The organism is Kribbella sp. NPDC051770, from assembly GCF_040681455.1.
GTDB lineage: Bacteria > Actinomycetota > Actinomycetes > Propionibacteriales > Kribbellaceae > Kribbella.
On sequence record NZ_JBFAYT010000004.1, the window covers coordinates 254,541 to 281,003 of the forward strand.

Annotated in this window: 24 protein-coding genes and 1 tRNA gene; 17 read left to right on the forward strand and 8 right to left on the reverse strand. The window is 69.4% G+C overall.

The genetic code is table 11. The features are described from left to right. Positions 1-2 precede the first annotated feature (2 nt). Positions 3-380, forward strand: a complete 378-nt coding sequence (locus tag AB0M01_RS16050; protein WP_363669894.1) for a DUF779 domain-containing protein — start codon at positions 3-5, stop codon at positions 378-380. 45 nt (positions 381-425) lie between these two features. On the opposite strand, the gene AB0M01_RS16055 is transcribed toward AB0M01_RS16050, so the two are convergent. Continuing rightward, positions 426-839 carry an RbsD/FucU family protein gene (locus AB0M01_RS16055; RefSeq protein WP_363669896.1) on the reverse strand — a complete coding sequence of 138 codons (414 nt, stop codon included), beginning with the start codon at positions 837-839 and terminating at the stop codon, positions 426-428. Positions 840-965: 126 nt separating this feature from the next. Between AB0M01_RS16055 and AB0M01_RS16060 the strand changes: the two genes are divergently transcribed. From AB0M01_RS16060 to AB0M01_RS16080, 5 genes are all read left to right on the forward strand, one after another. Further along, positions 966-1,949, forward strand: coding sequence for a hypothetical protein (locus tag AB0M01_RS16060; RefSeq protein ID WP_363669898.1), 984 nt, complete (start codon positions 966-968; stop codon positions 1,947-1,949). Between the two features lie 149 nt (positions 1,950-2,098). Further along, positions 2,099-4,960 (forward strand): M36 family metallopeptidase, encoded by a 2,862-nt coding sequence (locus AB0M01_RS16065; RefSeq protein WP_363669900.1) that lies wholly within the window; start codon positions 2,099-2,101, stop codon positions 4,958-4,960. Positions 4,961-5,190: 230 nt separating this feature from the next. After that, a complete protein-coding gene (locus AB0M01_RS16070; RefSeq protein WP_363669902.1) occupies positions 5,191-5,529 on the forward strand; it encodes a DUF6204 family protein in 339 nt (112 codons plus the stop codon). 72 nt (positions 5,530-5,601) lie between these two features. Next, positions 5,602-7,752 carry a (Fe-S)-binding protein gene (locus tag AB0M01_RS16075; protein ID WP_363669904.1) on the forward strand — a complete coding sequence of 717 codons (2,151 nt, stop codon included), beginning with the start codon at positions 5,602-5,604 and terminating at the stop codon, positions 7,750-7,752. A gap of 131 nt (positions 7,753-7,883) precedes the next feature. Beyond that, entirely contained in the window at positions 7,884-8,693 is an 810-nt protein-coding gene (locus AB0M01_RS16080; RefSeq protein ID WP_363669906.1) for a hypothetical protein, read from the forward strand. A 165-nt stretch (positions 8,694-8,858) separates the two neighbouring features. On the opposite strand, the gene AB0M01_RS16085 is transcribed toward AB0M01_RS16080, so the two are convergent. Beyond that, positions 8,859-9,653, reverse strand: a complete 795-nt coding sequence (locus AB0M01_RS16085) for an SDR family oxidoreductase (RefSeq protein ID WP_363669908.1) — start codon at positions 9,651-9,653, stop codon at positions 8,859-8,861. A gap of 111 nt (positions 9,654-9,764) precedes the next feature. Here AB0M01_RS16085 and AB0M01_RS16090 point away from each other — a divergent pair, with 111 nt between their 5' ends. From AB0M01_RS16090 to AB0M01_RS16115, 6 genes are all read left to right on the forward strand, one after another. Beyond that, complete coding sequence (locus AB0M01_RS16090; protein WP_363669910.1) at positions 9,765-10,544, forward strand: hypothetical protein; 780 nt, start codon at positions 9,765-9,767, stop codon at positions 10,542-10,544. Then, entirely contained in the window at positions 10,541-11,371 is an 831-nt protein-coding gene (locus tag AB0M01_RS16095; RefSeq protein ID WP_363669912.1) for a DUF4097 family beta strand repeat-containing protein, read from the forward strand. The genes AB0M01_RS16090 and AB0M01_RS16095 overlap by 4 nt, the downstream gene beginning before the upstream one ends. A 43-nt stretch (positions 11,372-11,414) precedes the next feature. Further along, positions 11,415-11,633, forward strand: coding sequence for a hypothetical protein (locus AB0M01_RS16100; protein WP_363669914.1), 219 nt, complete (start codon positions 11,415-11,417; stop codon positions 11,631-11,633). A gap of 4 nt (positions 11,634-11,637) precedes the next feature. Further along, entirely contained in the window at positions 11,638-11,991 is a 354-nt protein-coding gene (locus AB0M01_RS16105; RefSeq protein ID WP_363669916.1) for a HopJ type III effector protein, read from the forward strand. A gap of 104 nt (positions 11,992-12,095) precedes the next feature. Continuing rightward, entirely contained in the window at positions 12,096-13,613 is a 1,518-nt protein-coding gene (locus tag AB0M01_RS16110; protein WP_363669918.1) for a hypothetical protein, read from the forward strand. 20 nt (positions 13,614-13,633) lie between these two features. Next, entirely contained in the window at positions 13,634-15,109 is a 1,476-nt protein-coding gene (locus tag AB0M01_RS16115; RefSeq protein WP_363669920.1) for a hypothetical protein, read from the forward strand. Between the two features lie 141 nt (positions 15,110-15,250). Here the strand turns inward: AB0M01_RS16115 and dcd are convergent, their stop codons facing one another. Next, a complete protein-coding gene (dcd, locus tag AB0M01_RS16120) occupies positions 15,251-15,826 on the reverse strand; it encodes a dCTP deaminase (RefSeq protein WP_363669922.1) in 576 nt (191 codons plus the stop codon). A 214-nt stretch (positions 15,827-16,040) separates the two neighbouring features. Beyond that, entirely contained in the window at positions 16,041-16,478 is a 438-nt protein-coding gene (locus AB0M01_RS16125; RefSeq protein ID WP_237771578.1) for a MarR family transcriptional regulator, read from the reverse strand. A 224-nt stretch (positions 16,479-16,702) separates the two neighbouring features. Here AB0M01_RS16125 and AB0M01_RS16130 point away from each other — a divergent pair. Both AB0M01_RS16130 and AB0M01_RS16135 read left to right on the forward strand, forming a co-directional pair. After that, a tRNA-Gly gene (locus AB0M01_RS16130) sits at positions 16,703-16,776 on the forward strand. Positions 16,777-17,001: 225 nt separating this feature from the next. After that, on the forward strand, positions 17,002-18,231 hold the full coding sequence (locus AB0M01_RS16135; RefSeq protein WP_363669924.1) for a DUF6652 family protein: 1,230 nt from the start codon (positions 17,002-17,004) through the stop codon (positions 18,229-18,231). Here AB0M01_RS16135 and AB0M01_RS16140 read toward each other — a convergent pair. Continuing rightward, the gene (locus AB0M01_RS16140) at positions 18,228-18,914 is read right to left on the reverse strand and encodes an SDR family oxidoreductase (protein ID WP_363669926.1); all 687 of its coding nucleotides are present in this window, start codon (positions 18,912-18,914) and stop codon (positions 18,228-18,230) included. The two genes, AB0M01_RS16135 and AB0M01_RS16140, sit on opposite strands and share 4 nt — an antisense overlap. A 180-nt stretch (positions 18,915-19,094) precedes the next feature. Between AB0M01_RS16140 and AB0M01_RS16145 the strand changes: the two genes are divergently transcribed. Continuing rightward, a complete protein-coding gene (locus AB0M01_RS16145; RefSeq protein ID WP_363669928.1) occupies positions 19,095-21,590 on the forward strand; it encodes a polysaccharide lyase family 8 super-sandwich domain-containing protein in 2,496 nt (831 codons plus the stop codon). Here the strand turns inward: AB0M01_RS16145 and AB0M01_RS16150 are convergent. Together AB0M01_RS16150 and AB0M01_RS16155 are read right to left on the reverse strand one after the other, a co-directional pair. After that, entirely contained in the window at positions 21,587-22,009 is a 423-nt protein-coding gene (locus AB0M01_RS16150) for a hypothetical protein (RefSeq protein WP_363669930.1), read from the reverse strand. The genes AB0M01_RS16145 and AB0M01_RS16150 overlap by 4 nt on opposite strands. A gap of 54 nt (positions 22,010-22,063) precedes the next feature. After that, a complete protein-coding gene (locus tag AB0M01_RS16155) occupies positions 22,064-23,899 on the reverse strand; it encodes a hypothetical protein (RefSeq protein WP_363669932.1) in 1,836 nt (611 codons plus the stop codon). 171 nt (positions 23,900-24,070) lie between these two features. On the opposite strand from AB0M01_RS16155, the gene AB0M01_RS16160 reads away from it, so the two are divergent. Then, entirely contained in the window at positions 24,071-24,661 is a 591-nt protein-coding gene (locus tag AB0M01_RS16160) for a TetR family transcriptional regulator (RefSeq protein WP_363669934.1), read from the forward strand. A 1-nt stretch (position 24,662) separates the two neighbouring features. Next, positions 24,663-25,412: a type II CAAX endopeptidase family protein gene (locus tag AB0M01_RS16165; protein ID WP_363669936.1), complete on the forward strand. Its 750-nt coding sequence runs from the start codon at positions 24,663-24,665 to the stop codon at positions 25,410-25,412. On the opposite strand, the gene AB0M01_RS16170 is transcribed toward AB0M01_RS16165, so the two are convergent. Continuing rightward, positions 25,409-26,446 (reverse strand): MerR family transcriptional regulator, encoded by a 1,038-nt coding sequence (locus AB0M01_RS16170; RefSeq protein WP_363669938.1) that lies wholly within the window; start codon positions 26,444-26,446, stop codon positions 25,409-25,411. The two genes, AB0M01_RS16165 and AB0M01_RS16170, sit on opposite strands and share 4 nt — an antisense overlap. Positions 26,447-26,463: the final 17 nt, after the last annotated feature.

Sequence of the window (26,463 nt, forward strand, 5' to 3'; positions counted from 1 at the left end):
CCATGACGGACAGGGTGTCGTACACGGAGGCGGCGGCGGAGCTGCTCCGCCGTCTCACCGAGCTGCACGGGCCGCTGATGTTCCACCAGTCCGGCGGCTGCTGCGACGGCAGCTCACCGATGTGCTACCCGGACGGCGAGTTCAAGACCGGCGCGGCGGACGTGCACCTCGGTGACCTGGCGATCGACGGCCTCGACAAACCGGTCGGCTTCTGGATGTCGGCGAACCAGTACGAGTACTGGAAGCACACCCACCTGACCGTCGACGTCGTCAAAGGCCGCGGCAGCGGCTTCTCCGTCGAGGCCCCCGAGGGCGTCCGGTTCCTGATCAGATCCCGCCTGTTCAGCGACCAGGAGTCCATGGAGCTGGGCCTCCTCTAGAGCGAGTGCCGACCGTCCGGTGGCGTTGCCGGACGGCCGGCACTCTCATGTGACCACGCCGAGGGTCAGCAGGATGTTGGCGTACAGGCGCTGTTCGCCGGTGGCTACGGCTACGGCGAGTTCTGGGCCGCGGGCTGTGGTGTAGAACGCTTCGCGCTGGAGGGGTTGCAGCGGGGTGTCGGGGAGGAGCTCGCGGAAGCGGGTGTAGATGGCTGGTTCCTCGCCGGTGTCGGTGGCCATCACGCGGGCCGACTCGACCGGTACGACGCCCAGCAGGGTTTCGAGGACGTCGTCGACCGGGATCTGGCCGGGGCGGAGGTTGAGCCAGATCGTCTCGGCGCCGGGGGCGACCGCGGTCGCGTACGGGTAGTTGCCGTCAGCAAGCAGTACGACGGAGCCGTGGCCGGCGCGGGCGAGTGCTCCGAGCAGCGGCGGGTGGATCAGCGGGTAGCGCAGCACCAGGGTCCTCCAGGAGTTCGGCGGCCAACACTGGATCAGGGTGGACTCAGGGTAGGTCCAGGCCCACCGCGGCGGGGGAAGCTGGCGCTCCTGTCTCACGGCCGGGCGAAACCGACGATCGATGCCATGACCACCTCGACAACCGTCCAGCCGAAGGTACCCGCTCTGCCGAGCAGCCCGCACCGGCTGCACCGGCCACTCGTCGCCGTGTCGATCGCGCTCGCCGTACTGACGCTCGTCGGAATCGGCGGCGCGCTGTTCGACGACCGCGACCTGCTCGGCCATCCGATCTGGATGAAGCCGCTCAAGTTCATGATCAGCTTCGCCCTCTACTGCGTGACGCTCGCCTGGATGCTGTCGCTGCAGACCAAGGCGCGCCGGCTCGGCTGGTGGATGGGCACGATCGTCGCTGCCGGTGTCGCGGCCGAGATGGTGCTGATCGTCGGCCAGGTCGTCGTCCGCGGCCGGCAGCTGCACTTCAACATGTCGACACCGCGCGACACGCTGATCCACGACATCATGGCCGGCACCGTCTACGTCATCTGGATCGCCGTCCTGGTGGTCGCGATCCAGCTCCTGTTCGACAAGCCCGGCGACCGCGCGCTGCGCTGGAGCATCCGGCTCGCCCTCGGTACGACGCTCGGCGGCATGCTGCTCGGCAGCCTGATGTTCCGCGCGACGCCGGCCCAGCAGCAGGCGATCGACGCGACCGGTCGCGAGGAATTCTTCGGCTCGCACTCGGTCGGCGTCGAGGACGGCGGACCCGGGATGCCGATCACCGGCTGGAGCACCGAGGGCGGCGACCTGCGGATCGGCCACTTCCTCGGCATCCACGCCCTGCAGCTGATCCCGTTGCTTGCCCTCGGCCTCGTTCTGCTCGCCCGCCGGTACGCCGTACTGCGCGCCGAAGGGCCGCGGACCGCCCTGGTGACGATCGGCGCCGCGGCGTACGCGGGGTTGATCTGGCTGGTCACCTGGCAGGCCCAGCGCGGCGAGTCGCTCGTTCACCCCGGCGGCGCGACACTGATCGCGTTCGGATCGTTGCTCAGCGCGACCATAGTGCTGTCACTGACCGTTTTCCAGCGTGCACGAAGGACAACCCTCGACTAGACATATTTGTGCCGAATTCTCTTCCGCCGGGCCGGACGCAGGCTTAGTGTCGGCCCGGACGGGTCGTGGAGGGCGACTCGCGCACACAACTTCATGGAGCGTTTGTGAAAGTTTCAGGCAAAGGGCGGGGGCTCCTGGCAGTCTCTGCCGTGTCCGCGACCGCCCTACTGGCCGTAGCTGCCGGCGGTGGAGCTTCGGCCGCCGTAGCAGCCACTCCGGACGCCGGCGGCGAGCACAGCCCGTCGGTCGGCGCGAAGGAGCGCAAGGGCAACTTCGACGCCCGCACCCCGAGCGCCCGGACCAGCTTCGCCCGGGCCGCGAAGGTGGTCGGCAAGGACACCGCGGCCGCGGAGAAGTTCCGCGACTCCCTCGGCCCGCAGGGCATCGTCGGCATGGACGAGAACACCGGGACCCCGGCGCAGGTGACCAAGCTCAACGGCTTCCTCACCGCCGCGAGCACCAAGAAGGCCACCCAGGTCGCGCTCGACTACATCAAGGCGCACCCCGAGGTCTTCAAGCTGACCGACTCCGACCTGGGCACCCTCAAGCTCCGCAAGGACTACGTCGACGACCTCGGCACGCACCACATCTCGTGGGTGCAGGTCGTGGACGGCCTCGAGGTCTTCGGCAACGGCGTCAAGGCCAACGTCACCAAGGACGGCAAGCTGATCTCCGTCCAGGGTGCGCCGGTGGCCGGCCTGGTCGGCCTGGCCAAGGCCCGGACGGCGGCCGCCAAGCTGAGCCCGGCCGCCGCGCGCAGCGCCGCGACCGAGGACGTCGGCGGCGCCGCGAAGAACGCGACCGCGAAGACCGCCGGTACGACGACCACCTGGACCAACGGCGACTGGGCCAAGGAGGTCTGGTTCCACACCGCCGACGGGCTGCGCAAGGGCTGGTCGACGTACACCAACGGCGGCGGCTCGCTGATCTACACCCACGTCATCGACGCCCAGACCGGCGCGCTGCTGTACCGGCGCGACCTGTCCAGCAAGGCGACCGAGGGCATCGGCGACGCGCTCGTCCAGGACAACTACCCGGGCGCCCCGATGGGCGGCGTGCAGCGCACCGAGAACCTGATCTACAACAAGTGGCTGCCGAAGAAGGCCAAGACGCTGCTCGAGGGCACGTCGGTGGCGGCGTTCGCCGACGTCAACGACGACAACCAGCCGAACCCCGGCGAGACCGTCAACGCGCCGGGCACCGCCACCTCCTCGCAGTACAAGCTGGTTCCGTTCCAGTCGAACCCGCTGTGCTCCGCGAGCTTCGTCTGCACCTGGGACCCGGCCAAGCCGGACTCCTGGAAGACGAACATGAACCAGGACGTCACCAACGGGTTCTACCTGGCCAGCAACTTCCACGACTGGCTGGCCAAGCCGCCGATCAGCTTCACCAAGGCGGCCGGCTCGTTCGACGCCGACGGCGGCGACCCGGTCCTGCTGAACGCGCTGGACGGCGCCGCGACCGCGGCCAACGGCGGCCCGGACGCGAACCACATCAACAACGCGAACATGAACACCCCGCCGGACGGCACCCCGCCGACCATGCAGATGTACCTGTTCGGCTCGCCCGGTGACGACGCCACCGTCCCGAGCAGCTCGTCGAACTCGGCCGAGATCCTGTACCACGAGTACACCCACGGCCTGTCGAACCGGCTCGTCGTCGACGCGACCGGCAACTCGACGCTGAACAGCATCCAGGCCGGCTCGATGGGTGAGGCGTGGAGCGACTTCTACGCGCTCGACTACCTGGCCTCGCACAACCTGGAGAAGGACACCACCGCCAACGGCGAGATGCGGATCGGCAAGTACGACACCGCCGGCGGCACCATCCGGACGATGCCGAACGACTGCCGGGTCAAGGCCAAGGAAGCGGCCTGCGTCGGCATCGACGGCTCGCAGGGCGGCTACACCTACGGCGACTTCCCGACCATCGGCGGCGCGCCCGAGGTGCACTCCTCCGGCGAGGTCTGGGCGCAGACCCTCTGGGACCTGCGTGAGCGCTTCGGCCGGTCGTACGCCGTCAGCATCATCACCCGCGCGATGGAGCTGTCCGCGGCCGACCCGACCATGCTCGACATGCGCAACGCGATCGTGCAGGCCGACCTGGTCGCCTCCGGCGGCAAGAACGCCGGCATCATCTGGCAGGTCTTCGCCAACCGCGGCATGGGCTGGTACGCCGGTGTCCTGGACGGCGGCGACTCCACCCCGGTCGAGGACTTCCACATCCCGCCGACCGGCGCCACCACGACGATCAGCGGCAAGGTGACCGACTCCGACACCAAGGCTCCGGTCGCGGGCGCGCTGGTCTTCATCGGCGGTCACGCCTCCGGGTACGCCGGTGACTACTCGGCCGTCACCAAGGCCGACGGCACCTACTCGATCGACAACGTCTTCCCCGGGACCTACGGCAAGTTCGTGGTCTCCGGCGCGGGCTACGAGATCCTCGGCAACGCGCTGAAGGTCAAGGCCGGCGGCACCACGGCGAACTTCGCGCCGCGGCGCAACTGGGCCGCGGCCTCCGGCGGCGGCTCCGTGGTCGACTTCAACGGTCCGGACTTCAGCCCGCAGTGCGGGCCGGCGTACGCGATCGACTCCAGCCAGGGCACCGGCTGGGGCAGCACCACCGGCGACGACAACGGCACGCCGGCCGGTGTGATGATCCCGAAGCACATCGACATCAAGCTGCCGAACCCGGTCACGGTGTCGAAGTTCTCGGTCGACCCGTCGAACACCTGTGGTGACCCGGGCAGCAGCTCGACCGGCAAGTACCGGATCGAGACGTCCACCGACGGCACCACCTGGGCGACCGCCCAGGAGGGCGAGTTCACCGCCGCGAACCGCGGCAAGTACACCGAGCTCACCCCGTCGGCGGCGACGGCGAACGTCCAGTACGTGCGCTTCTGGATGCTCAGCCCCCAGGTCCCCGACTTCGCGACGAACTGCCCGGCCGGCGCCTTCGGCGGCTGCCAGTTCACCGACATGACCGAACTCCAGGTCTTCGGCACGAAGTAACAGCAAGCTAGAACCGAAGGGCCCGGCCGATCCATCGGCCGGGCCCTTCGTCGTACAGGGACAAAAGCAGGGAAGGACAGACAGACAAGAGCAAGAAGAAACAAGAGAAAGAAAGACAGAGAACAGAAAATATAGTGAGGTCGGCGGCTGGCTAAGGCCGGTTCTGAGCTGACCGTCGCCTGTGGTGAATTCAGAGGCGCTGAGCAGTCCGTCCGGCTAGGGTCCCGGGCATGAGTTCAGAGGTCCGCACCTACCGCGTCGTCACCCGTGGCGAGTTCCAGAACCTGTCGGACGACCAGCGGACCAAGCTCCGCGACGAGCTCGACCAGCACGACCTTCTGCTCGCGGCCTACACCGAGACCGGGACCCTCAGCTACGACGCCGAGCTGCGGCCCTTCACCATTCGGTGCTTGGTGGTGCAGCCGGCCGGTCGGGCTGACCAGGAGGCTGCTGATACCGGTGCGTTGGTGGCGCTGGAGCTGCTGGACGCGGCTGGTCTGGACCACCATCGGCTGCGGACCACCGCCAGCTGTCTCGAGGACGTGAAGATCAACCGCCGCGGGAAGTGAGACACAACACGCCAGCGTGATGCGGGGCTCATCGACATGACTGGTCGGTAACCAGCCAATAGCATCGCTGGTATGCAGATCTTTGCGGTCGTGGTTTCGCTGGTGGTGGCGCTGGTCGGGGTTGCCTTGTTCGGCAAGACGATCGGGCACATGGTGTCGGTGGTTCGGCTCGGGCAGCCGGTGCGGCGGACGGATGCGCCGGGGCAGCGGACGGTGACGCTGGCCAAGGAGTCGTTGCTGCACACGCGGATGCTGCAGTGGAGTCACATCGGGGTGCTGCACTGGTTCGTGGCGTTCGGGTTCATCGGGTTGTTCCTGAGTCTGGTGACGGCGTTCGGGCAGCTGTTCGACGCGCACTTCGCGTTGCCGGTGATCGGGCACTGGTTCGTGTTCGAGTGGGTCAGTGAGTTCCTGACCTGGACCGGGCTGGTGTCGATCATCGGGCTGATGGCGATCCGGCTGGCGAACCTGCCGAAGGGTGAGAAGGGGCGGTACAGCCGGTTCTTCGGGTCGCGGGCCTGGCAGGCGTACTACGTGGAGTACACGATCCTCGGGGTGCTGGTCTGCATCCTGCTGCTGCGGGGGCTGGAGTACCAGCTCGGCGCGGGCAGCAAGTTCCACTTCCCGAGCACGTTCTTCGTCGGCCAAGGCCTGTTCGGGAACCTCTCCGAGCACCAGCTCGAGAACACCGTCTACCTGGTCGCGATGGTGAAGATCCTGATCTCGTTCGCGTGGATGATCACCATCTCGCTGAACGCGACCATGGGTGTCGCCTGGCACCGGTTCACCGCGTGGCCGAACATCTGGTTCAAGCGCAAGGCCGACGGCGGTACGGCGCTGGGCGCGCTGCAGCCGATCATGGTCAACGGCGCGCCGATCGACTTCGAGAACATCGAGGAGCTCGACGAGGACGCCGCGCTCGGCGTCGGCAAGGTCGAGGACTTCACCTGGAAGGGGCTGCTCGACTTCACCACCTGCACCGAGTGCGGCCGGTGCCAGTCGCAGTGCCCGGCCTGGAACACCGAGAAGCCGCTGTCGCCGAAGCTGATCATGATGAACCTGCGCGAGCACGCGTACGCCAAGGCGCCGTACCTGCTGGCGGCCGAGGACGACCGCAAGTCGCTGTCGCAGCTGGTGCTCGACGAGCAGGAGAAGCCGTTGGTCGGCGCGGCCGACGTCGCCGTCATCGACGAGGAGGCGCTGTGGGCCTGTACGTCGTGCGGCGCGTGCGTGCAGCAGTGCCCGGTCGACATCGAGCACGTGGACGCGATCATGGACATGCGCCGCTACCAGGTGCTGATCGAGTCGTCGTTCCCGTCCGAGCTCAACGGGCTGTTCAAGGGCCTGGAGAACAAGGGCAACCCGTGGAACATGAACCCGTCCGGCCGGATGGACTGGGCCAAGGACCTGCCGTTCGAGGTGAAGCAGGTCGGCACCGACGTCGAGACGCTGGCCGAGGTCGAGTACCTGTTCTGGGTCGGTTGCGCCGGCGCCTTCGAGGACCGCGCGAAGAAGACCACGCAGGCGGTCGCGGAGCTGCTGAACATCGCGGGCGTCAGCTTCGCCGTACTGGGTGACGGCGAGACCTGCACCGGCGACCCGGCGCGGCGCGCCGGTAACGAGTTCGTCTTCCAGCAGCTGGCGATGCAGAACGCCGAGGTGTTCAAGGAGACCGGCGCGAAGAAGGTCGTCTCGACCTGCGCGCACTGCTTCAACACGCTGAAGAACGAGTACTCCCAGCTCGGTGTCGAGCTCGACGTCATCCACCACACCCAGCTGCTGAACCGCCTGGTCCGGGAGAAGAAGCTGACCCCGGTCGCTCCCGCGGACAGCACGCTGAACGGGCAGAAGATCACCTACCACGACCCCTGCTACCTCGGTCGCCACAACCAGGTGTACGACGCCCCGCGCGAGCTGCTCGAGATCATCCCCGGTGCCGAGTACGCCGAGATGCCGCGCAACAAGACGAAGTCGTTCTGCTGCGGCGCGGGCGGTGCGCGGATGTGGATGGAGGAGAAGATCGGCTCCCGGATCAACGTGAACCGGACCACGGAGGCCGTCGAGACCGGCGCGGACAAGATCGCCACCGGCTGCCCGTTCTGCCGGGTGATGCTGTCCGACGGGCTGACCGCGAAGCAGGCCGACGGCTCGGCCCGCGAGGAGGTCGAGGTCTCCGACGTCGCGCAGCTGCTGCTCGCGTCGGTCAAGCGCGGCGAGAGCTGATCACGCTGAACTGACGCCCCGGCGCGGACGACGCGCCGGGCGCGTTGCAACAAGCTGCAATTTCCCTTCCCAGGCAGGGCTCCGGGCCCATAGGATCCGGCGTTCGATCCACCTGGGAGGGGAAACGCACTGTGAGGGTTCGTACACGAGCGGCTGCCGCGCTCGCCGTGGTACCGCTGGTTCTGGGGGTCGCCGCCTGCGGTGGCGGCGAGGAGCCGAAGGCCGGCGACCAGCCGTCCACCACGACGTCGACCACGTCGAACACACCGGCCAGTACGCCGACGCCGGCTCCGCTCAAGGCGCCGGCCGTCGCTCACCTGAACCGCGCCACGTTCCTGCCGGCGATGAACAGCGCCCTGGCCAAGCAAACCAGTTACCGCACCTCGGGCAAGATGACGGCGGGCGGTGAGGTGCTGATGTCGATCACCGCGGTCCAGCAGACCAAGCCGCTGGCGATGTCGATGTCGATGACCGGTCTGGCGTTCCAGGGCAAGACGGCGAAGATCGTCCTGGTCGGCGAGAAGCTGTACGTGTCGGTCCCGGGGGCGATGCCGGCCGGCAAGTACCGCAAGCTCGACGCCTCCGACGCGTCGATGGGGCAGCTCAGCGAACTGGCCAGCACCGGCGATCCGACCAGGACGTTCAAGGCGTTCGGGAGCGCGCTGCACCAGGTGAAGTTCGTGAAGTCCGAGACGCTCGGCGGGCTGAAGCTGGACCGGTACGACCTGACCGTCGACACCGTCGCGGTCCTCAAGGCGCAGAAGAAGAAGATCCCTGCCGGAGTACCGAAGACGATGATCTACTCGATGTGGCTGGATGCCGGCAAGATGGCCCGCCGGTTCTCGTTCGATCTCCAGGGTGTCAGCATGCTGATGACGATGGACCCGACCAGCGCCCCGGTCACGATCAAGGCGCCGGCCAAGAAGAACATCGTCAACTGATCGAGGGCGTGTCTCCCGATTCCCGCCGTAGCGAGCAGGTGCTCGGTGCGGTAGCTCGGAGTGCTGGAGTGAAGGCCTCGATGTTTTTCCATCGTGGTCTTTGCTCCAGTGCTCCGAGGTGCCGTGCCGAGTGCCGCGCAGTAGGCGGGAATCGGGAGACACGCCCTAATGCAGGTACGAGGCGCCGTTGAAGTCGAGGACGGCGCCTGAGGACCAGCCCGCTCCGGGCGACGCCAGCCAGTGCACCGCCGCGGCCACCTCTTCGGCGGTCGCGATCCGGTTGAACGGGCTCTGCGCCCGGAGCGCGTCGCCCTCGGCGCCGTTCAGGCGCTGCGCGACCATGTCGGTCCCGATGAAACCGGGCGCGATTGACGTCACGGTGATGTCATGCGGCGCCAGCGCGACCGCCATCGACTGACCGAAGGCCTGCAATCCCGCCTTCGAGGCCCCGTACGCCGGTACGTCGGGCTCGCCGCGCGACGCGCCGCGGGAGCCGACGTTCACGATCGCGCCCCGCCGGACGCCGTCCGCGGGCCCGGTGTCGATCATCTGCCGCGCCACGCACCAGGTCAGGTGCGCGGCCCCTTCCAGGTTGACCGCGAGGGTCCGCCGCCAGGCCGCGACCCACTCGTCGTACGGCGTCTCCGCGATCGGGTGCCCGATCCGCCGGGAGCCGGCGACCGGCTCCTCGACGTACAGGGCGGCGTTGTTCACCAGGACGTCGATCCGGCCCAGGACGGCGGCCGATTCCTCAACCAGGGCAGGGATCGCGGCCGGGTCGCCGAGGTCGGCCACCACCACGCCATGACCCTCGCCGGGCAGCTGCTCGAGGATCGCCCGAGCCTGGTCGACCGCGCCGCGGCAGTGCAGCACGACCCGGTCGCCGGCCGCTGCGAACACCTTGGCCACCTCGGCCCCGACGCCGCGTGACGCCCCGGTGACGAGCACTCCTCTGGACACCCTGGTCCCCTCTCGTTGGCAGGCCCTCATTCTGCCCGCGACGCCATCACGACGACAGGGTGACATCAGAGGGGGTTGACAGTGACGTCACTTTGACGTCACTCTTGTGTCATGGAACTTGACCACTACCTCGAGTCGGTCCGCCGTAGCGTGGAGAACGCCACCGCGTTGGCCGACGACCAGACCCGCTCCGTGGCCCAGCGCCTCGGAGCCACGCTGGATGACGCGGGCCGCCTGGCCCTCATCTCAGCCCTGTCCGACGCCGCCGGGGAGATCAGCCGCGAGCTGTCCCCCGGTTCGGTGGAGCTCCGGATGGCCGGCGGCCGTCCCGAGTTCGTCGTCACCCCCGCCCCGAGTCAGCTGACCGGCGCGGACGACGACCTGGACGACGAGACCGACGACAACGACAACCAGTCCACGGCGACCGACCTCGCCCTGGACGCCGACGAGCCGACCGCGCGGATCACCCTGCGGCTGCCGATGTCGGTGAAGAACAAGGTCGACGAGGCCGCGACCGCCGAGGGCATCTCCTCGAACGCGTGGCTGATGCGGACCGTGATGACCGCCCTGACCGGCGACCGCGGCCGCCGCGGTGGCCCCCGGCCGCCCCGGCCCCCGCGGGCACCGCGCGGCGGGATCTTCGGACCCGACGGCCCGCTCGGGCCCGACGGACCGCTGGGTCCGGACGGGGTCTTCGGCCCCGACGGCGTGCTCGGTCCGGACGGACCGTTCGGCCCGGACGGCGTGTTCGGCGACGGACGGCGCGGCGACCGCGGTGAGCGTCGCGGCGAGCGTGGCGACCGCCGCGACCGCGGTGACCGGGGCCGGGGCAACCACCAGGGCCGCGGTGGGCGCGGACCGGGACAGCGGATGACGGGGTGGGCGCAGTGAGCGACTTCAGCACGCAACTGGTCGGTGAGCCCGGCGAGGTCGACCGGGTCCGGATCGAGATCGGGGCCGGACGGGTCGAGATCGTGCCCGTCGACGGTGACCGGACCCAGGTCCAGATCGACGTCGAGCACGGCACCGAGGACGACATCCGCTACAAGCTGTCCGGCAGCGAGCTGGTCGTCGAGACCACCAAGAACCACCGGCGCGGGCCGGAGGTGCACGTGGTGATCCAGACCCCGGACGTGCTGGCGGCGCGGATCAAGACCGGGTCGGGCGACATCACGGCCCGCGCGGCGCTGGGCGAGTCCCGGCTGTCGACGGGGTCGGGTGACATCCGGCTGGAGCGGGTCGAGGGCACGCTCGCGGCCGGCACCGGCAGCGGCGAGATCCGGATCGAGCAGGCGGCGGGCGCCGTCCGGGCGAACACCGGGTCGGGGTCGATCGACATCGAGCAGGCCGACGGCCAGCTCGCGCTGTCCACCGGGTCCGGTGACGTCCGGGTCGGTGACGCGGCCGCTCCGACCACCGTGAAGGTCGGCTCGGGCGACATCACCATCGAGCGGATCCGCGACCACTCGGTCGCCACCTCCGGCTCCGGTGACGTCCGGGTCGAGCTGGCCGACGGGCCGAGCGTCCGGGCCGAGACCGCCCGCGGGGACGTGCAGATCGGCGTACCGGACGGCGTGCCGACGTACCTGGACCTGAAGACGGTCACCGGCCAGATCCAGTGCGACCTGGAGCCGAGCGAGCAGCCGGCCGAGGGAGAGCGCTCGCTGGTCCTGCGAGCCCGCACCGTGTCCGGCGACATCACCGTCGTACGGGCCTGAGGCAACAAATCGACACACGGGGACTACCGAGGGGACAAGCACGATGATCACCGAGCACCAGGAAATCGCGCGCCACCAGGTCGCCGAACAGCTCCGTCAGGCCGAACTGCGGGCCCTGCGCAAGCAGAACCGCGCCGACCACGAGCGCCAGTACGGCGTCAACGCCCCGCGACGCGAGCTGGCCGGCGCCCTGCGCCGGCTGGCCGACCGTCTCGAACCCCAGCCCCGCCACCGCAGGCCCGGTCTGTCTGTGGTCCGCTGACCCCATGACGAACCTGAAGGACTTCCTGAACAGTGTCGAGTCGGGCGAGCACGAGTTCGCCGGCACGCTGGACTTCGTTGCCCAGCACTACGACTACCGGCCCCAGGCGTTCACCAACGCCGACCTGCACAACGCCGCGGGGCAGAACGAGGGATCGTGCAAGGTGCTCGGTCTGGCGAAGCTCGAAGGGCTCAGCGACGAGCAGGCGTTGCTGGCCTTCGGGGAGCACTACCGGGACGTGCTGGCCGATTCCGGAGGTGAAGCGCACGGGAACATCCGGCGGCTGATGGTCAGCGGGCTGGCGGCGGTGGCGTTCGAGGAGCTGCCGCTGCGCAGGTTGCAGGAAGATGCAATCTGATCGGTGCGCTGCACCCCCTCCGGGGAACCGGTCGCGCTGCTAGCGTTCCGTGAGCGCGGCGGGACACTCGCGTTCCGCCGGTAACGGCCCGGGGAGAACGAAAGATGTTGCGTCAGGTATTCGCCGTCACAGCCGCAGCCGCACTGCTGGCCGGGTGCAGCGGCGGTGACGACAAGTCGACCGACACCCCGCAGGACGGCGGCGGACAGACCACTGGTACGCCGACGCCGCCGGCCCCCACGGCGTTCGACCCGCCGAAGGCCTTCCAGGCCGTCGCGGCCTCGTCGCTGGCCGAGGAGAAGGGCCGCAGCTCGTTCGCTCCGCAGGTCGCGATGATCGGTACGACGGCCGTCGCGAACAGCCTCAGCGCGGCGTACGGCCAGAGCCTGAACACCGGCGAGAAGCCCTGGCAGACGCCGACCAGCGAGACCACCGACGAGAGCGTCCTCACCAACGACGCCACCGAGCCGGCCGCCGTCCAGCTGGACGGCAAGTCCGCCGTCGCGGTCGCGTACTACCAGCGGGTGAAGGGCGGCGGGACGCAGAAGCCCAGCGTCCAGGCGCTGTTCCGCTGGCTCGACCCGGCCGACGGCAAGCCGATCTCCGAGGCCACCGTCGACGTGACCCCGCTGCTCGGCGACGCCGAGGTGAACAGCAACCTTCCCGGCGGCTTCACCGACCTGGCGGTCGACGCGACCACCGGGCAGGTCGCGGTCGGCGTCGCCCCGGCCAGCCTGATCGGCGCCAAGTCCGGCGTGATCACGGTGATCGCCGACCCGGGCACGAAGAAGGGCGTCGCGGTCCCGTTCATGAAGCCGGCCGGGCTCGGCAAGGGCGTCCTGGTCGGTGCCCAGGGCAAGGACAACACCCGGCGGACGCTCGCCCTGGTCGACGCCGCCACCGGCAAGGTGACCAAGTCCGGGCTGCTGCCCGGGCTGGAGGGCCTCGAACCGACCGGCGCCCTGGGCAGCAAGTACGCCTACCTGTACGGGCAGAAGTACACCAAGGGCATCGGCGCCTACGGCCTCGGTGAGTACGTCGGCAGCATCTACGCGGTCGACCCGGCCACCGGGACCGTCGTACAGAGCAAGTCCGCGGTGAAGGAGACCCGCTACCTGTACGGCTACGACTGCCACGCCGACGGCCGGAGCGCGGTCGTCTGCGACACCGAGGACGGCGCGAGCGAGGAAGAGATCGTCGGCTTCGACGACAGCACCGGCAAGAAGACGTGGGGCTACACGGCGAAGAGCCCCGGCCGGGTCGTCCCGCAGGTCACCGCGGCCTTCCACGGGATGGTCTACGCGACCGTCCAGCAGAAGCCGATCCTGATCAACGCCCTTACCGGCCAGGACGTCGCGCTGCCGACCCCGACCGGTACGCCGAGCGACACCGCCTCCCCCGACGCCAGCAGCACCCCGGGCGGCGACCATACGCCCACCGACACGCCGACGCCCACCGACACCCCGTCGGCCACGCCGGGCGCGGGCTTGCTCCCGGCCACTCCTGACCTCGAGCTGATGTCGCCGGTCGGCGTCTCCGAGTACGGCGCCGCCTACCTGCGCGAGGGCGAGCTGTCGAGCGACATCGCCGGCACCCTGCAGATCCTGAAAGCGATCGGCTGAACGCCATGGGAGACAAGCGAATGTTGCGTCCGTTGATCATGGCAACTGTTGCCGCCACGCTGCTGGCCGGCTGCAGCGGCGGCGACTCCAAGTCCACCGACCAGCCCTCCGCGAGCGACGGTACGCCGTCCGCCTCGTCGACGCCGACCGGCCCGGACCTGGCCACCTTCGACCCGCCGAAGGCGTTCGCGCCGGTGTCGGCGCTGGCGCAGGGCAACACCGGCCAGTCGAACATGTTCAGCATCGCGGCCGGCATGGTCGGCGAGGCGTCCCTGTACGCGCTGCGCAGCGGCCTGACCGCGCGGACGCTGAGCGCGAACAGCTGGGAGGTCCCGGCGTCCGACGTACCGACCACGACGACCAACGACTTCATCGCGCCGCTGGCCGTGCAGGTGAACGGCAAGGAGGCCGTCGCCACGGCGTACACGCAGATCGTGCAGGGCAGCGGGACGCAGAAGTCGCACGGGCAGGTGACGGTCCAGTGGATCGACCCGTCCGAGGGTGACGTGCTCGCCACCGCGGTCGCCGACCTGAGCACGCTGCTCGGGCCGGGCAACAGCGGCGCCGACTTCTACCGGCCGGCGTACGACGCGGCGACCGGGCAGATCGCGGTCGGGGTCACGGTGTCGTCACCGGACCGGTCGGCGAAGATCCGCGAGTTCACCGTGTTCGCCGACCCGGCGACGAAGAAGGCGACCACGATCCCGGACATCCGGGCGGCGGGGGTCCTGAACGGCACGATCGTGGCCGCGAAGGGCCAGGTCGGCGAGGGCGTCAGCACCAACCAGATCGTCCAGGTCGACGCGCTCACCGGGGCGGTCAAGAAGACCGTGCCGGTGCCGGCGATCAACTACCTGAGCGGGCAGGGGTCGGGGGGCAAGCACGCCTACTTCACAGGCACCGGGTACGTGAAGGACCACTACATCAGCTCGTTCTACGCCGTCGACATCGCGACCGGTGCGGTGGTCGAGTCGAAGCTGCCGGACTCCAAGGAGCGGACCGACGGCGGTGCATGCTTCTCGGACCACGTCGCCGCGGTGGTCTGCAACCGCCCGATCAACGGCCAGAAGGGCATCGTCGGCTTCGACGACAGCACCGGCCAGGTGGCGTGGAAGTACGACGCCACCGCGAACCGGATCGTCCCCGAGGTGACCGCGATCTACAACGGGATGGTCTACGGGACGGCCGACGAGCAGGCGATCCTGCTGGACGCGAAGACCGGCCAGGACGTCGCCGTCCCGAGCGCGACACCGAGCGAGGGTGCGACGCCGACCGAGGGGTCGACGCCGACCGAGGGGTCGACGCCGACCGACAGCGGCGCCCCGACGTACGGGTCCGGGAACCTCGGCGGCTGGGGTGACACCTCGCTGATCTACGGCGAGCCGAAGTCACCGGCGATGGTCTCGAAGTACGGCAGCGTCTATCTGCTGGACCCCGGCAACAAGGCCCCGCGGAACACCGAGAAGGTGCTGGTCGTCTCGAAGGCCGTGGGCTGACGGCTGAGACAGGGCTGGCGGGAAAGGTTTTGGGGCCGCCCGGTCTGGACTGAGGAGGGAGGGAGCGCAGCGACCGACCGACGAGGGAAGACCGGGCGATCAAGCCCCAAAACCCGCGGCGACGAAGTCGACGCCAAAAACTCAGATCTCGGTTCGATGGAAATTCTGGTGTGACCGCGAAGGTGTCGGCCCGCGTTGCCCCTGGTAGCGCGAGCCGTACTTCGTGGAGCCGTACGGGTGCTCGGCCGGTGAGGAGAGCCGGAAGAAGCACAGCTGGCCGATCTTCATCCCCGGCCAGAGCTTGATCGGCAGCGTCGCGACGTTCGACAGCTCCAGCGTGACGTGCCCGGAGAAGCCCGGGTCGATGAAGCCCGCCGTGGAGTGCGTGAGCAGGCCGAGGCGGCCCAGCGAGGACTTGCCCTCCAGCCGCGCGGCGACGTCGTCGGGCAGCGTGACCAGCTCGTACGTCGAACCGAGCACGAACTCGCCCGGGTGCAGGATGAACGGCTCGTCGCCGATCGGCTCGACCGTGCGGGTCAGGTCGGGCTGTTCCTCGGCCGGGTCGATGTGCGGGTACTTGTGGTTCTCGAAGACCCGGAAGTACCGGTCCAGGCGTACGTCGACGCTGGACGGCTGGACCATCGCAGCGTCGAACGGGTCCAGCTGGACCCGCTTCGCCTCGAGCTCGGCCAGGATGTCGCGGTCGGAGAGCAGCACGCAGGCACAGTAGCGCAGGCCGGCCCGGACAGGGCAGGCCGGACACCTCCGTGCCGCTCACAACAACGTACTGGCGACGGCCCTGGTCGCTCCCCGTCGACTCGGGTACACCCCGGTCCGGACCCCTCAGCTCTCCGGAACACGGCACCCGAACGGGCCGTCGGCAACAGCCTCCGCCACGACCTGGTGGGCCGGGCGGCTCGTCGGACCGGCCTCAGGCCAGCTTGTTGAACTTCGAGACCTGGTTGGCGAAGGTCTTCACCTGCGTCGGGGACCAGTCCTTGAGCAGGTCCTCGATCACCTTGTGCCGCTTCTTGCGGGCCGCGGCGAGCTTGCGCTTGCCACTCGCGGTCAGCGTCAGCAGCGTCGCACGCGCGTCGGACTTGTCCGCCGCCCGCTTGAGCAGGCCTTCCTCCTCCAGCCGTGCGCAGGCCCGGCTGACCGGCCCCTTGTCCACCTCGAGTGCTGCCACCAGGTCGGCCATCCGCACCGGTGCCAGTTCCTCGACGTGGTTCAGCAACGCGTACTGGGCCGGCTCCAGGTCCGGGTGTGCCTCGTCGGACAGCGTCCGCTGCAGACCTCGCAGCCGGCGCGCCATCGTGACGAGCTCCCGTTCCAGGTTGTCCAGTGCGTCGTTAGTGTCAGTTGCCACCTCTTCACCCCTTCTTTGCAGTTGCCCCGCAACCATCTTGTCCGGTCCTGGTCAGGACCGCATCCTCACGTTGCGTCCATTGTTGCCCCCGGCAACGCGTTCTAATCTGCCAGAGTTCGGGCGCTCTGCCCAGCCCTTGGGCACTGCTTTGTGGAAAACTCCCCAACCCACCCCCTGTGCAAACCGCCCTGGGAACCGGGTATGATCCACTGCGTTGCAGGCGTGCGGGTGTAGTTCAATGGCAGAACATCAGCTTCCCAAGCTGACAGTGCGGGTTCGATTCCCGTCACCCGCTCCATCCCAGGGCTCATGTCCTGACCAGCACCTCCAGGCGCTTCCCGAATCCGGGAGGCGCCTTTTCACTTTGCCGGTGGCCCGCGACACGGCCTATTCGAACATCAACTGACCACCGGGTTTGATCACACCCACAGCGGGTAGCCCCCGGCAACCACCCGGGTGATGACCCACGCCGGCGCGAGGATGTCCAGGCGGCGCACCGGCCGCGACCACTGGGGGCGAGAAGATGACGCGGACGACCGGGCCGGCCCGGGTGCTCGGCGGATGGCTGGTTCTCGGCGCGATCCTGACCGGCGTCGTGGCCGCGGGCATCGTGCTGAAGCGGCCGTTCCGGATCTCCGATCCTGGTGACCTGCACGTCGCGTACGCCGTACTGGGGTGCTGGCTCGCGGTGCACCTGGTGCTCGGCATCGTCGTCGTCGCCGACGCCTCCCGGCTGACCCGGCAGCGCGACCTGGACGCGCTGCAGCGCGCCGCGAACTTCGTGAAGCTCGTGTCGGTGCCGTTCTTTCTGCTGAACTTCGTCGCGCTCGCCGGGGCGGTGGTCGTGCAGGGCGCCGACGACCTGGACCGGCTCGGGCTCGACGGGTTCGTGCTGGCGGTGCTGTTCGTCGTCCTGACGTATCTGGCGTTCCTGCCGACGTCGGCGTACGGCGTCGGGTGTTTGGCGGTGCTGCGGAAGAACGACGCGGCCGGGCCGGTGTTCTTCGGAGTCAATCTGACGCTGCAGTTTCTTTTCGTCGTCGACGTGCTGGGCACGATCGTCGTGGTCGAGACGGCGCGGCATTTCCTCGGGGTCGCGCGGGAGCCGGGCAGGGTTTCGCGGAATCTTTTGACCGGGGTCCTCGCTGTCGGCTCGGGGCTGGCGACGGTGTGGTTGCTGTTCGTCGCGGTGATCTATCTGTGGAATCCGCCGGGGACGTTCTTCGCGGCCGGGGTGTTCTGGCTGGCGCTCGTTCCGCCGGCCGAGTTCGTGCTGCTCGTGGTGCTGCCGGTGGTTCCGCTGATCGCGTTCCGGACTGCTGTGCGGCAATTCCTGGCCGGGGATCTCGAGGCGCTGCGGCGGTCGGCGCGGACGGTGAAGCTGGTGATGATCCCGCTGTTCGTGCAGAACTTCGTCCTGAGCGCGGTGCTCGTGCTCGGGCTGACGTTGCTGCCGATCGTGGTGACGCGCGGGGCGATCATCTTCTTCGGCGGGCCGGGCGGGATCGCGTTCGTCGCGGCGTTCACATCGGCCGGGCTGGTGCCGACGGTGATCGGGACCTACCTGATGTTGCTGCCGACGTCGATCTTCGGGATCGCTTGTCTGGCGCTGATGATCCGGCGGCGCGCAGTGAGTCCGCGGTACGGCGTGGTGAACACGGTGCTGCATCTGGTGTTCGTGGCGGACATCGTGAGTGCGCTGGCCGTCTTCAGTGGCGGCCGTGCGGCCGCCACTGTTCCTTCTCGGGTCTAGAGAACCCGCATCCCGCCGTCGAGCTCCAGGTCGACCGCGTTGACGGCGCCGTTGCGGAGCAGGAAGTCGACGGCGTCGACGACCTCCTCGACCGTGACCGTGCGGCCGATCGGCGTCCGGGCCGCGACGTGCGCCGTGTCCGTGCCGCTCCACTTCGGGCTGTCGCCGACGACCCCCGGGTGCAGCACGTTGACTCGCACCGGCGCGGCCTCGACGGCCAGCGTGCGGGCCAGCGCGGAGACACCGCCGTTGGTCGCGGTCACCATCGTCGACCCCGGGTAGGGCCGGTACTTCGCGAGCCCACCGAGCAGCACGACGGACGCGCCCGGCCGGAACCGGTCGGTGAGCACCCGCACCACCTCGGCGTACCCGACGAGCTTGACCGTGGCCGCCGTCACCGCGTCGGTGAGGTCGAAGGCGGCCAGCGTGTTGCCGCTCTGCGCGATCGCGGTGACGACCAGGTGGTCGACCGCGGTGATCTCGGCCAGCGCCGACTCGATCGTCTCCGGCTGCGCCAGGTCGACCGCGATCCCGCGGGTCGCGCCACCGACCAGCGCGGCCGCCTCGTCGGCACCGGTCTTGGTCCGGCTCGTCACCACCACGGAGTCGCCCTGCCCGGCGTACTTCCGGGCGATCGCCAACCCCAGTCCCCCGCTGCCCCCGACCACCAGCACCTCGGCCACTGCGCCCACCTTCGCTCTGTCGCCGCGGCGCCCATCGCCTCGGCTTCCGCCCAACAGCAACCTCCGGTACGACGAATGTGTTCCACTGCGGCGGAAAGTCGGCGGTAAACGGTTGCCGGAAGATAGTTTCGGCTGGTTGACTCAGCGCGTGAGGTTCTTCCCTTTCGCCCGGGAGTCGTTGTGGAACTCAGTCGCCGCCGCCTGCTGTCGTTCGTCCCCGCCGCCACGCTGCTGACCGCGGTCCATCCCGCGGTCGCGTCCGCAGCTGATCCCGTCGTCGCCGGTGAGGCTGCCGACGCCGGTCCGGAGCAGTTGCTGACCAACCTGGCCGGCATCTTCACCGGGACCGCCGAGTCCAACGCCCGGCCCGCGGTCGCCGCGAAGCTCGCCGCGATGGACCAGACCGCCCGCACCTGGCTGTCCGCGATGGACCGCGCGGGCGCGACCGAGGCGTTCGCCGGGCTCCCGCTCGGGACCAGCGACCCGAACCTCAGCGCGTCGTACCAGCACCTGTACGAGATCGCGCTCGCCGTACGCCGCCCCGGGCCGGCCTCCGAGCTGCAGGGCAACGCGGCGATCCGGGCCAGGGTGCTCGAAAAGCTGACCTGGCTGCACGCGAACTACTACGGCGACCAGGCGAAGGGGTACTACGGCAACTGGTTCACCTGGGAGATCGGCATCTCCGGCTTCGCCGGCAAGACCCTCGCGCTGCTCGACGCGCCGCAGGACCTGGTCACGACGTACGTCGCCTCGATGGACGCGTACCTGCGCAACGGCACCAACGGCGACGTGAACCTCGACTCGCGCTTCCACACCGGCGCCAACCTCGCCGACATCACCACCAACCGGATCGTCCAGGGCGCGCTGCTCGGCGACGACGCGCGGATCCGGAAGGCGCTGCAGGACCAGTTCACCGTGTTCGCGACGATCGATCCGTACGACCTGCGGCACGGGGTCACCGACGGGTACTACGCGGACGGGTCGTTCATCCAGCACAGCTCGGTCGCGTACACCGGCTCGTACGGCAAGGGCCTGCTCAGCCGCGTCGTCCAGACCGTCAAGCTGCTCGACGGTACGGCGTACGCGACGAGTGGGGACCTGGTGAAGGTCGTGCAGGGCTGGGTCGAGACCGGGTTCGCGCCGCTGATCTTCGAGGGCTGGATGATGGAGATCGTCAAGGGCCGCGCGGTCTCGCGGCCCGGGACCGGGTACGACGACGTCGCGGTGGTGATCGAGGCGGTCGTCGACCTCGCCGACTACGCCTCGGCGGCGGATGCTGCGCGACTGCGGTCGTACGTGAAGTTCACCGCGCGGCCGACGCTGAACCCGAACAGCTTCGTGTCACCGGTCAGCGTCGGGCGGTTCGCGGAGATCGTCGCAGATTCTTCGATCGTGGCCGCGGACCTCAACCCGGCGGCGTCGTCGGTGGCGTTCAACGCGATGGACAAGACGGTGCACCGGCGACCCGGCTACGCGTTCGCGCTGGCGCGGAGCTCGGAGCGGATCAGCAAGTACGAGTACATGAGCGGCGAGAACCTGCTGCCGTGGTTCCAGGGCGACGGCGCGTACTACCTCTACCTGAGCGGGCAGGACCAGACGCAGGCGTACGGCGTCGACTACTTCACCACCGTGTCGCCGTACGGGCTCGCGGGTGTGACCGCGCCGGTCGAGATGCGCCAGTCGGTGCCGGCGCTGTACGGGACGGCGTACTACGACAACCCGACGCACCCGCTGAACTTCACCGCGTCGTCGGAGTCGCAGAACACCTACGTGTACTTCCCGGTCGGCACGAACCGGCACTCCGGCGGCGCGACGCTGGACGCGCTGGGGGCGGTCGGGTGGGTGCAGTCCGACGACTACGCGTACGCGCACCGCGCCGAGCTGCCCGACGACTTCGTGACCTACCGGAACGCGTCCGCGACGAAGTCGTGGTTCCTGCTCGACGACCAGATCGTCGTCCTCGCCGCGGGCGTCGGTGACGCTTCGCGGGCGGCGACGACGACTGTTGACGCGCGGCCTTCCGTCGTACCGGCGGCTGTCGAAGGCGTCCTCCGCAACGGCCGCCGCTGGACGGGCCCCGGGGTTGCCGACCTGCGCTGGCTCCACTACTCCAACGGCACCCAGTCAGTCGGCTACTACTTCCACGGTTCTCTGAGGACCCGCGTCGCCCAGGACCAGATCACCCGCAGCCGCCGAGTCATCCGTACCTCGAACCCGGACACCGCGGTCACCCGCAACGTCTTCTCCCTGACCCTCGACCACGCCGCCGGCGAGCTGACGTCGCACGCCTACTCGCTCCTCCCCAACGCCACCCGCACCCAACTCGCCGGCCACCGCCCGGTGCGCATCCTCACCAACACCCGCCGAGCCCAGGCGATCCAGTCCGGCACCCTCACCGCCGCCAACACCTTCGCGTCAGGCCCCCACCTACTCCCCGGCCTGATCCTCGACGGCCCGACCTCCGTCCTGACCCGCTCACACGGCCGCCAACTCACCGTCGCCGTCTCCGACCCCACCTTCACCCGCACAACAATCCCTGTGCTGGTCCCCGGCCGCTGGCTCACGCTGACAACCCCCAACCCAGCCGTCCGCCTGACCCACACGCTGCTGGGCACCCGCCTGACGTTCACCACCCACCACTTGCACGGCGCAACGGTGCGAGCCGACCTGCGCTAGCCGTTCTCGCAGCCCACACCGTCATTGTTGGCGTCGAGCCCGTAGATGTCCTCGCCGACGACCTGAACGGGCCCGACCACATACTCGGGCCCGTTGCCCTTCCCGCTGGAGCAGTCCACGTCGCTGGCGATCGGCACGCAGGCACCGCTGTAGTTCGGGTCGCACCCACCGTCGTCCTGCTCAGCGGTCTTCGTCCCGACCGCCGTCACCTCGGTCACCGGCGTCACCCGCACCGGCTGCGTAGGCGCGGTCGACGGCGTACTGGTCGGCGTCTGACTCGGCGGAGCTCCACTCACCGGCGCCCGGCTCACCGGGCCGCCGATCGGCGCCATCGTCCCGGCCTTCTGCGTCCCCTCGCTCGCGCATCCCCCGACCGCGAGCGCCAATCCCACCAGTCCAACGATCCATCTCCCACCCATCCCCACACCTTCGTCCTGCGGTGCGGGGGCCACAAGACCTCGCGACCCGAGATCTCAGCTGCCGCCGGCTCCGACGAGTTGGCCGTCCAGGGAGAGGATTTGGAGTTTGCCTTGGCCCTTCGGCGGGATGACTATCGCGAGCTGGTGCAGGTAGTCCTGGTGGAGGGTTTGGGTGTACTTGACGTAGCTGCTGAAGGCGGTGGGTGGGCCGCTGGTCCAGTAGGCGTTGGAGCCGGGCTCGATGTGTTGGAGGTACTGCTCGGTGAGGGCCAGGAAGACCAGGGCGTGGCCGTCGGTGGTGATGAAGGTGAGGGGGTCGCCCGACGGACGGAAGGTGTCGGTGGCGGTGGCGATGTAGGGCTTCTTGGTGTCGGTGATCTTGTCCTTGGCGCGTTGGGTGAGGAGGGCCGTCGTGCCGGGGGACGGGGTGAAGAGGGCGGCCTTGGGGGACGTGGGGCCGGCGGTGAGGTAGTCGGCGAGGTTCGCGGCGGCTGACTGGGGGAGGCTGGCGAGCTTGTTCATGTCGGTCTTGGTGGGAGCCCGGAGGCCTTCCAGGGATGGGAGTTTGACCGATGCCCGGGGGTAGACGGAGTACTTGAGGACCCACGGGTCGCCTGCGGTGGTGCGTTCCCAGACGCCCAGCTGCTTGCTTTCCGGGCTGTTGGAGACGCCGGAGGCCACGACGAAGCGCATGGGGTACGTGCCGTACTGCGGGGCGGCGATCGCGGGATCCGTGTAGGTGAACGGCTTGGCCTGGCCGGGATCTTCGGTCTTGCGGGCGATCTGGTAGCCGGCGCGGGTCATCGCGAGGGTGGGGTCGGCCTCGATCGACTCGGAGAGTTTCTCGTTGCGGGCCTGGTTCGCCTGGTTGTTGACGGTGTTGTAGTGCTCGACGACGGCCACGCCGTCCGCGACGGTGACGGCGGCGCGGGTCGCGGGGCCGGTGCTGGTGTTCTGCTCCGGTACGGCGACACAACTGGTTGCTGTGAGCAACAACAGGCCACCGGTGAGGGCGGTCGCCGTACGCTTCAGCCGGGGCGGGGAGTACGCCGGGGCCTGGTACTGCGGGGGGATCCCCGGCACGGGCGCCGGACGCTTCTCGGGCTCTGGCTCGGGCTCAGGAGCCGGCGCAGGCTTCGAGGCCGGCGCGGGCGTCGGGGCCGGTTCAGGCTCGGGCTCCGCTTCGGGGACCTCTTCAGGTTCAGGAGCAGGCGCAGAACGCGCAGGAAGCGGCGGAACGACAAACGGCGCCGGTACGACCCGAGGTTCCTCGACGATCTCGGGCTTCCGCCTGCGCGGCATCAGCAACCAAACCCCCAGGAACACCAGAATCAGCCCGACCCCCAGCACCACCAGACAGATCCCGAACAGCCCCTTCACCTCGACCCCGAACGTCACCACCGCATCCACCCCGGGCGTCCCGTCCGCGTTCATCACCACCACGTCGTACCGGCCGTCCTGCGTCTCCCACTCGGCGGTCTGCTTCCCGGCGCCGCTCGCGTCCGCGACCCACCAGTCCAGCCCGGTCGGCGCGTTCAGCCGCTCGACGCCGCCCTTCATCTCCTGCGTCCCGAGCTTCGACGGCAGGTCGAAGCGCACCACCCGCGTGTACGCCGACCCGCCGAGGTAGCTGCTGACGTCCAGGTCGTGCCCGACCCCGACGAACACCGGCCGCTCCCCCGACGCGGTCACGTGCAGCGTGAAGCCGTGCCGGTCGAGCAGGTCGGGCGCGGTGGCGACGGCGAGACCGGGACCGGCCAGCCGCTGCTCACCGGTCTCGACGGTGCTGTCCGGGCCGACCAGCCAGAACGCGGAGGCGGCCCCGGCGAGCGTGGCGACCACCCCCACCAGGGCGAGCGGCAGGCCGAGGGTGACGCGGGCGAAACGCATGAGTGGGGCTCCCGTTGACGACATGTCAGGTCCAGGGCGGAGGACCGACCGGCACAGACCCAACCACAGGGCGGAGGTCGGCCGTCGTTGACGAATAACTGATCGGGCAGCGATCTGTTACTGTCTCCGAGTTAGTGAATCGCCGTTTACAAACTACCCGGGGAGTACGCCGTGGCCCGCCCGCGCCTGATCGACGACGACGCCGTCCTCGACGCGACCCGCGTCGTCCTGGCCGAGCTCGGCCCGCTGAAGCTGACCCTGGCGGCCGTCGGAGCGCGGGCCGGGCTGTCCGCGCCGACGCTGATCCAGCGGTTCGGCTCCAAGCGCGGGCTGCTGCTCGCGTCCGCGGCGCGGTCGCCGCTGATGGTGCTCCGGGCGGCCGAGGAGGCCGAGGCGCGCAACACGTCGCCGCTGGCCGCGCTGCGCGACTTCGCGCTGTCGAGCGTCGCCCACATCGAGCGCCGCGAGCAGCTCGGCAACGGACTCGGCTTCGTCCAGCTCGACGTCGCCGACCCCGAGTTCCGCGCGCACGCGCTCGCACACTCGACGGCGATCATCGACACCACGCGCCGGATGCTCAGCGCCGCCCAGGAGGCCGGGGAGCTGGTTTCGGCCGCCGACGTCGACGCGCTGGCCCGGCTGACGCTGGTCTGCTTCAACGGCGCGCTGCAGGTCTGGGCCGTGAACGGGTGGGGCACGCTGACCGATTTCCTGCGCGACCAGCTCGATCTGCTGCTCGCGCCGTACCTGAACGAGGAGTGAGATGTTCCTACGCGTCACCGTGTTCTACGTCGCCACGCTGCTGCTGTCCGGCGTGATGATCGCGCTCCAGGGCGGCGTCGGACTCGATCCCGACCTGCTGGAGCTGGTGCAGTTCGCGCCGGCGCTGGGTGTCGGGGTGATGTTCCTGCTGTTCCGCCGTACGACGTCCGTCGCGGCGCGCTTCACCCCGGCCGCCGTGGTCGCGCGGAAGTCGGCGCTGGTGGTCGGCATCGTGGCCGCGGCGATCGCCGTCTCGGTCCTCGTCCACGTGATCGCCGGGCAGCCGCTGCACTTCGACGAGCAGAAGTACCCGTTCTGGGCCCTGACCCTGACCATGCTGATCGGCTCCGCCGGGGAGGAGCTCGGCTGGCGCGCGTACCTGCAGCCCTACCTGCAGACCCGGTACGGCGTACTGCGCTCGTCGCTGACCGTCGGCGTCCTCTGGGGCGTCTGGCACGTCGGCGGCTTCGCGAACGGCCCGGTCTTCATGGGCGCGTTCCTGCTGATGACGATCTCGCTGTCGGTCGTCCTCGGCGCCGTCCTGCAGACCGCCCGCGGCACGAACCTCGCGATCGCGACGGTTGCCCACACCGCGGTCAACCTCGCCATGTTCGCGCTGTTCGACGAGGAGACGGGCCATGCTTTCCCGATGGTCGTGATGGGCCTCGCCTGGGCGGCGGCCGCGGTCGTCACGCACCGGGCGCTGCGCCCGGCGCCGGTCGCCCGCCCGCTGACCACGCTGCCGGGTTAGCGGGCGTGGGGCATCACGAGGGTGGTGAAGGTGCCCTGGTCGGCGGAGCGGATGACGACGGGGCGGTCGGGGGCGTGGATCTCGAGCAGGACGTCGGGGCCGACGCCGGTGGCGAGGGCCTCGGCGAGCAGGCGGGTGGTGAAGGTGATCTCGAGCGCAGGGCCGGTGGTGATCGCGTCTATCGACGTGGTGTCGATGCTGAGGGCCTGAGGGTTGATGCTCAGGGCAACTGTCTCATCCGTGCCGAGGTGGTCGGCGAGGCTGGTGCGGTCGACGATGACGCGGGTGACGGGTGGTTCGAGGCCCTCCAGAATTGCTTGGTAGGCGGGGTACTCGGCGTCGACCGCTGTGAGGCTGCGGGACTCGGTGGGCGTGGTGAGGGTGAGGGCGGCGCCGGCCTGCAGGTCGACGGTGTCGGCGGCGGCGAGCCAACGGGAGAGGTTGGTGAGGTCGGGGGCGGGGACGAGGATCGCGGCCGGGGTGCCTTCGAAGGACTGGGGATGGAGCTTGCGGACGGCGAGCCGGTAGCGGTCGGTGGCAACGAGGGTGACTTCGGTTTCGGTGAGCTCGATCCGTACGCAGGTCAGAGCCGGCAGGAGTTGATCAGTTGCCGCTGAGGGCGTGACCTGGCGGATTGCGCTCGCCAACTCCGGGCCACCGAGGGTGACGCGCGGCGGCGCGCTGGTGAGGTCGGCGAGGATTCTCTGGGCCGCCTGGCGGGTGCTGACCGCCTTCTGTTCGACCGTCCGAAGATGCGCCTCGACTACCGCCGCCGCGGCCTCGGGCGCACCGTCGAGCACCCGGCGCACCTCGGGCAGCGGCAGGTCGATCTCCCGAAGGTCGCGCAACAACCGGGCGCGCGGCTCCTGCGAGGGCGCGTAGTACCGGTACCCGTTCCCCTCGTCGACCACGGCCGGCCGCAGTACCGCGCAGTCGTCGTAGAAGCGCAGCGCGCTCGGGGTCAGGCCGACGCGCCGCGCGAAGGCGCTGATGCTCAGCAGGTCGTCCACCACCCCCTGATCCAACACCTTCACCCCACTCGAAGGTCAAC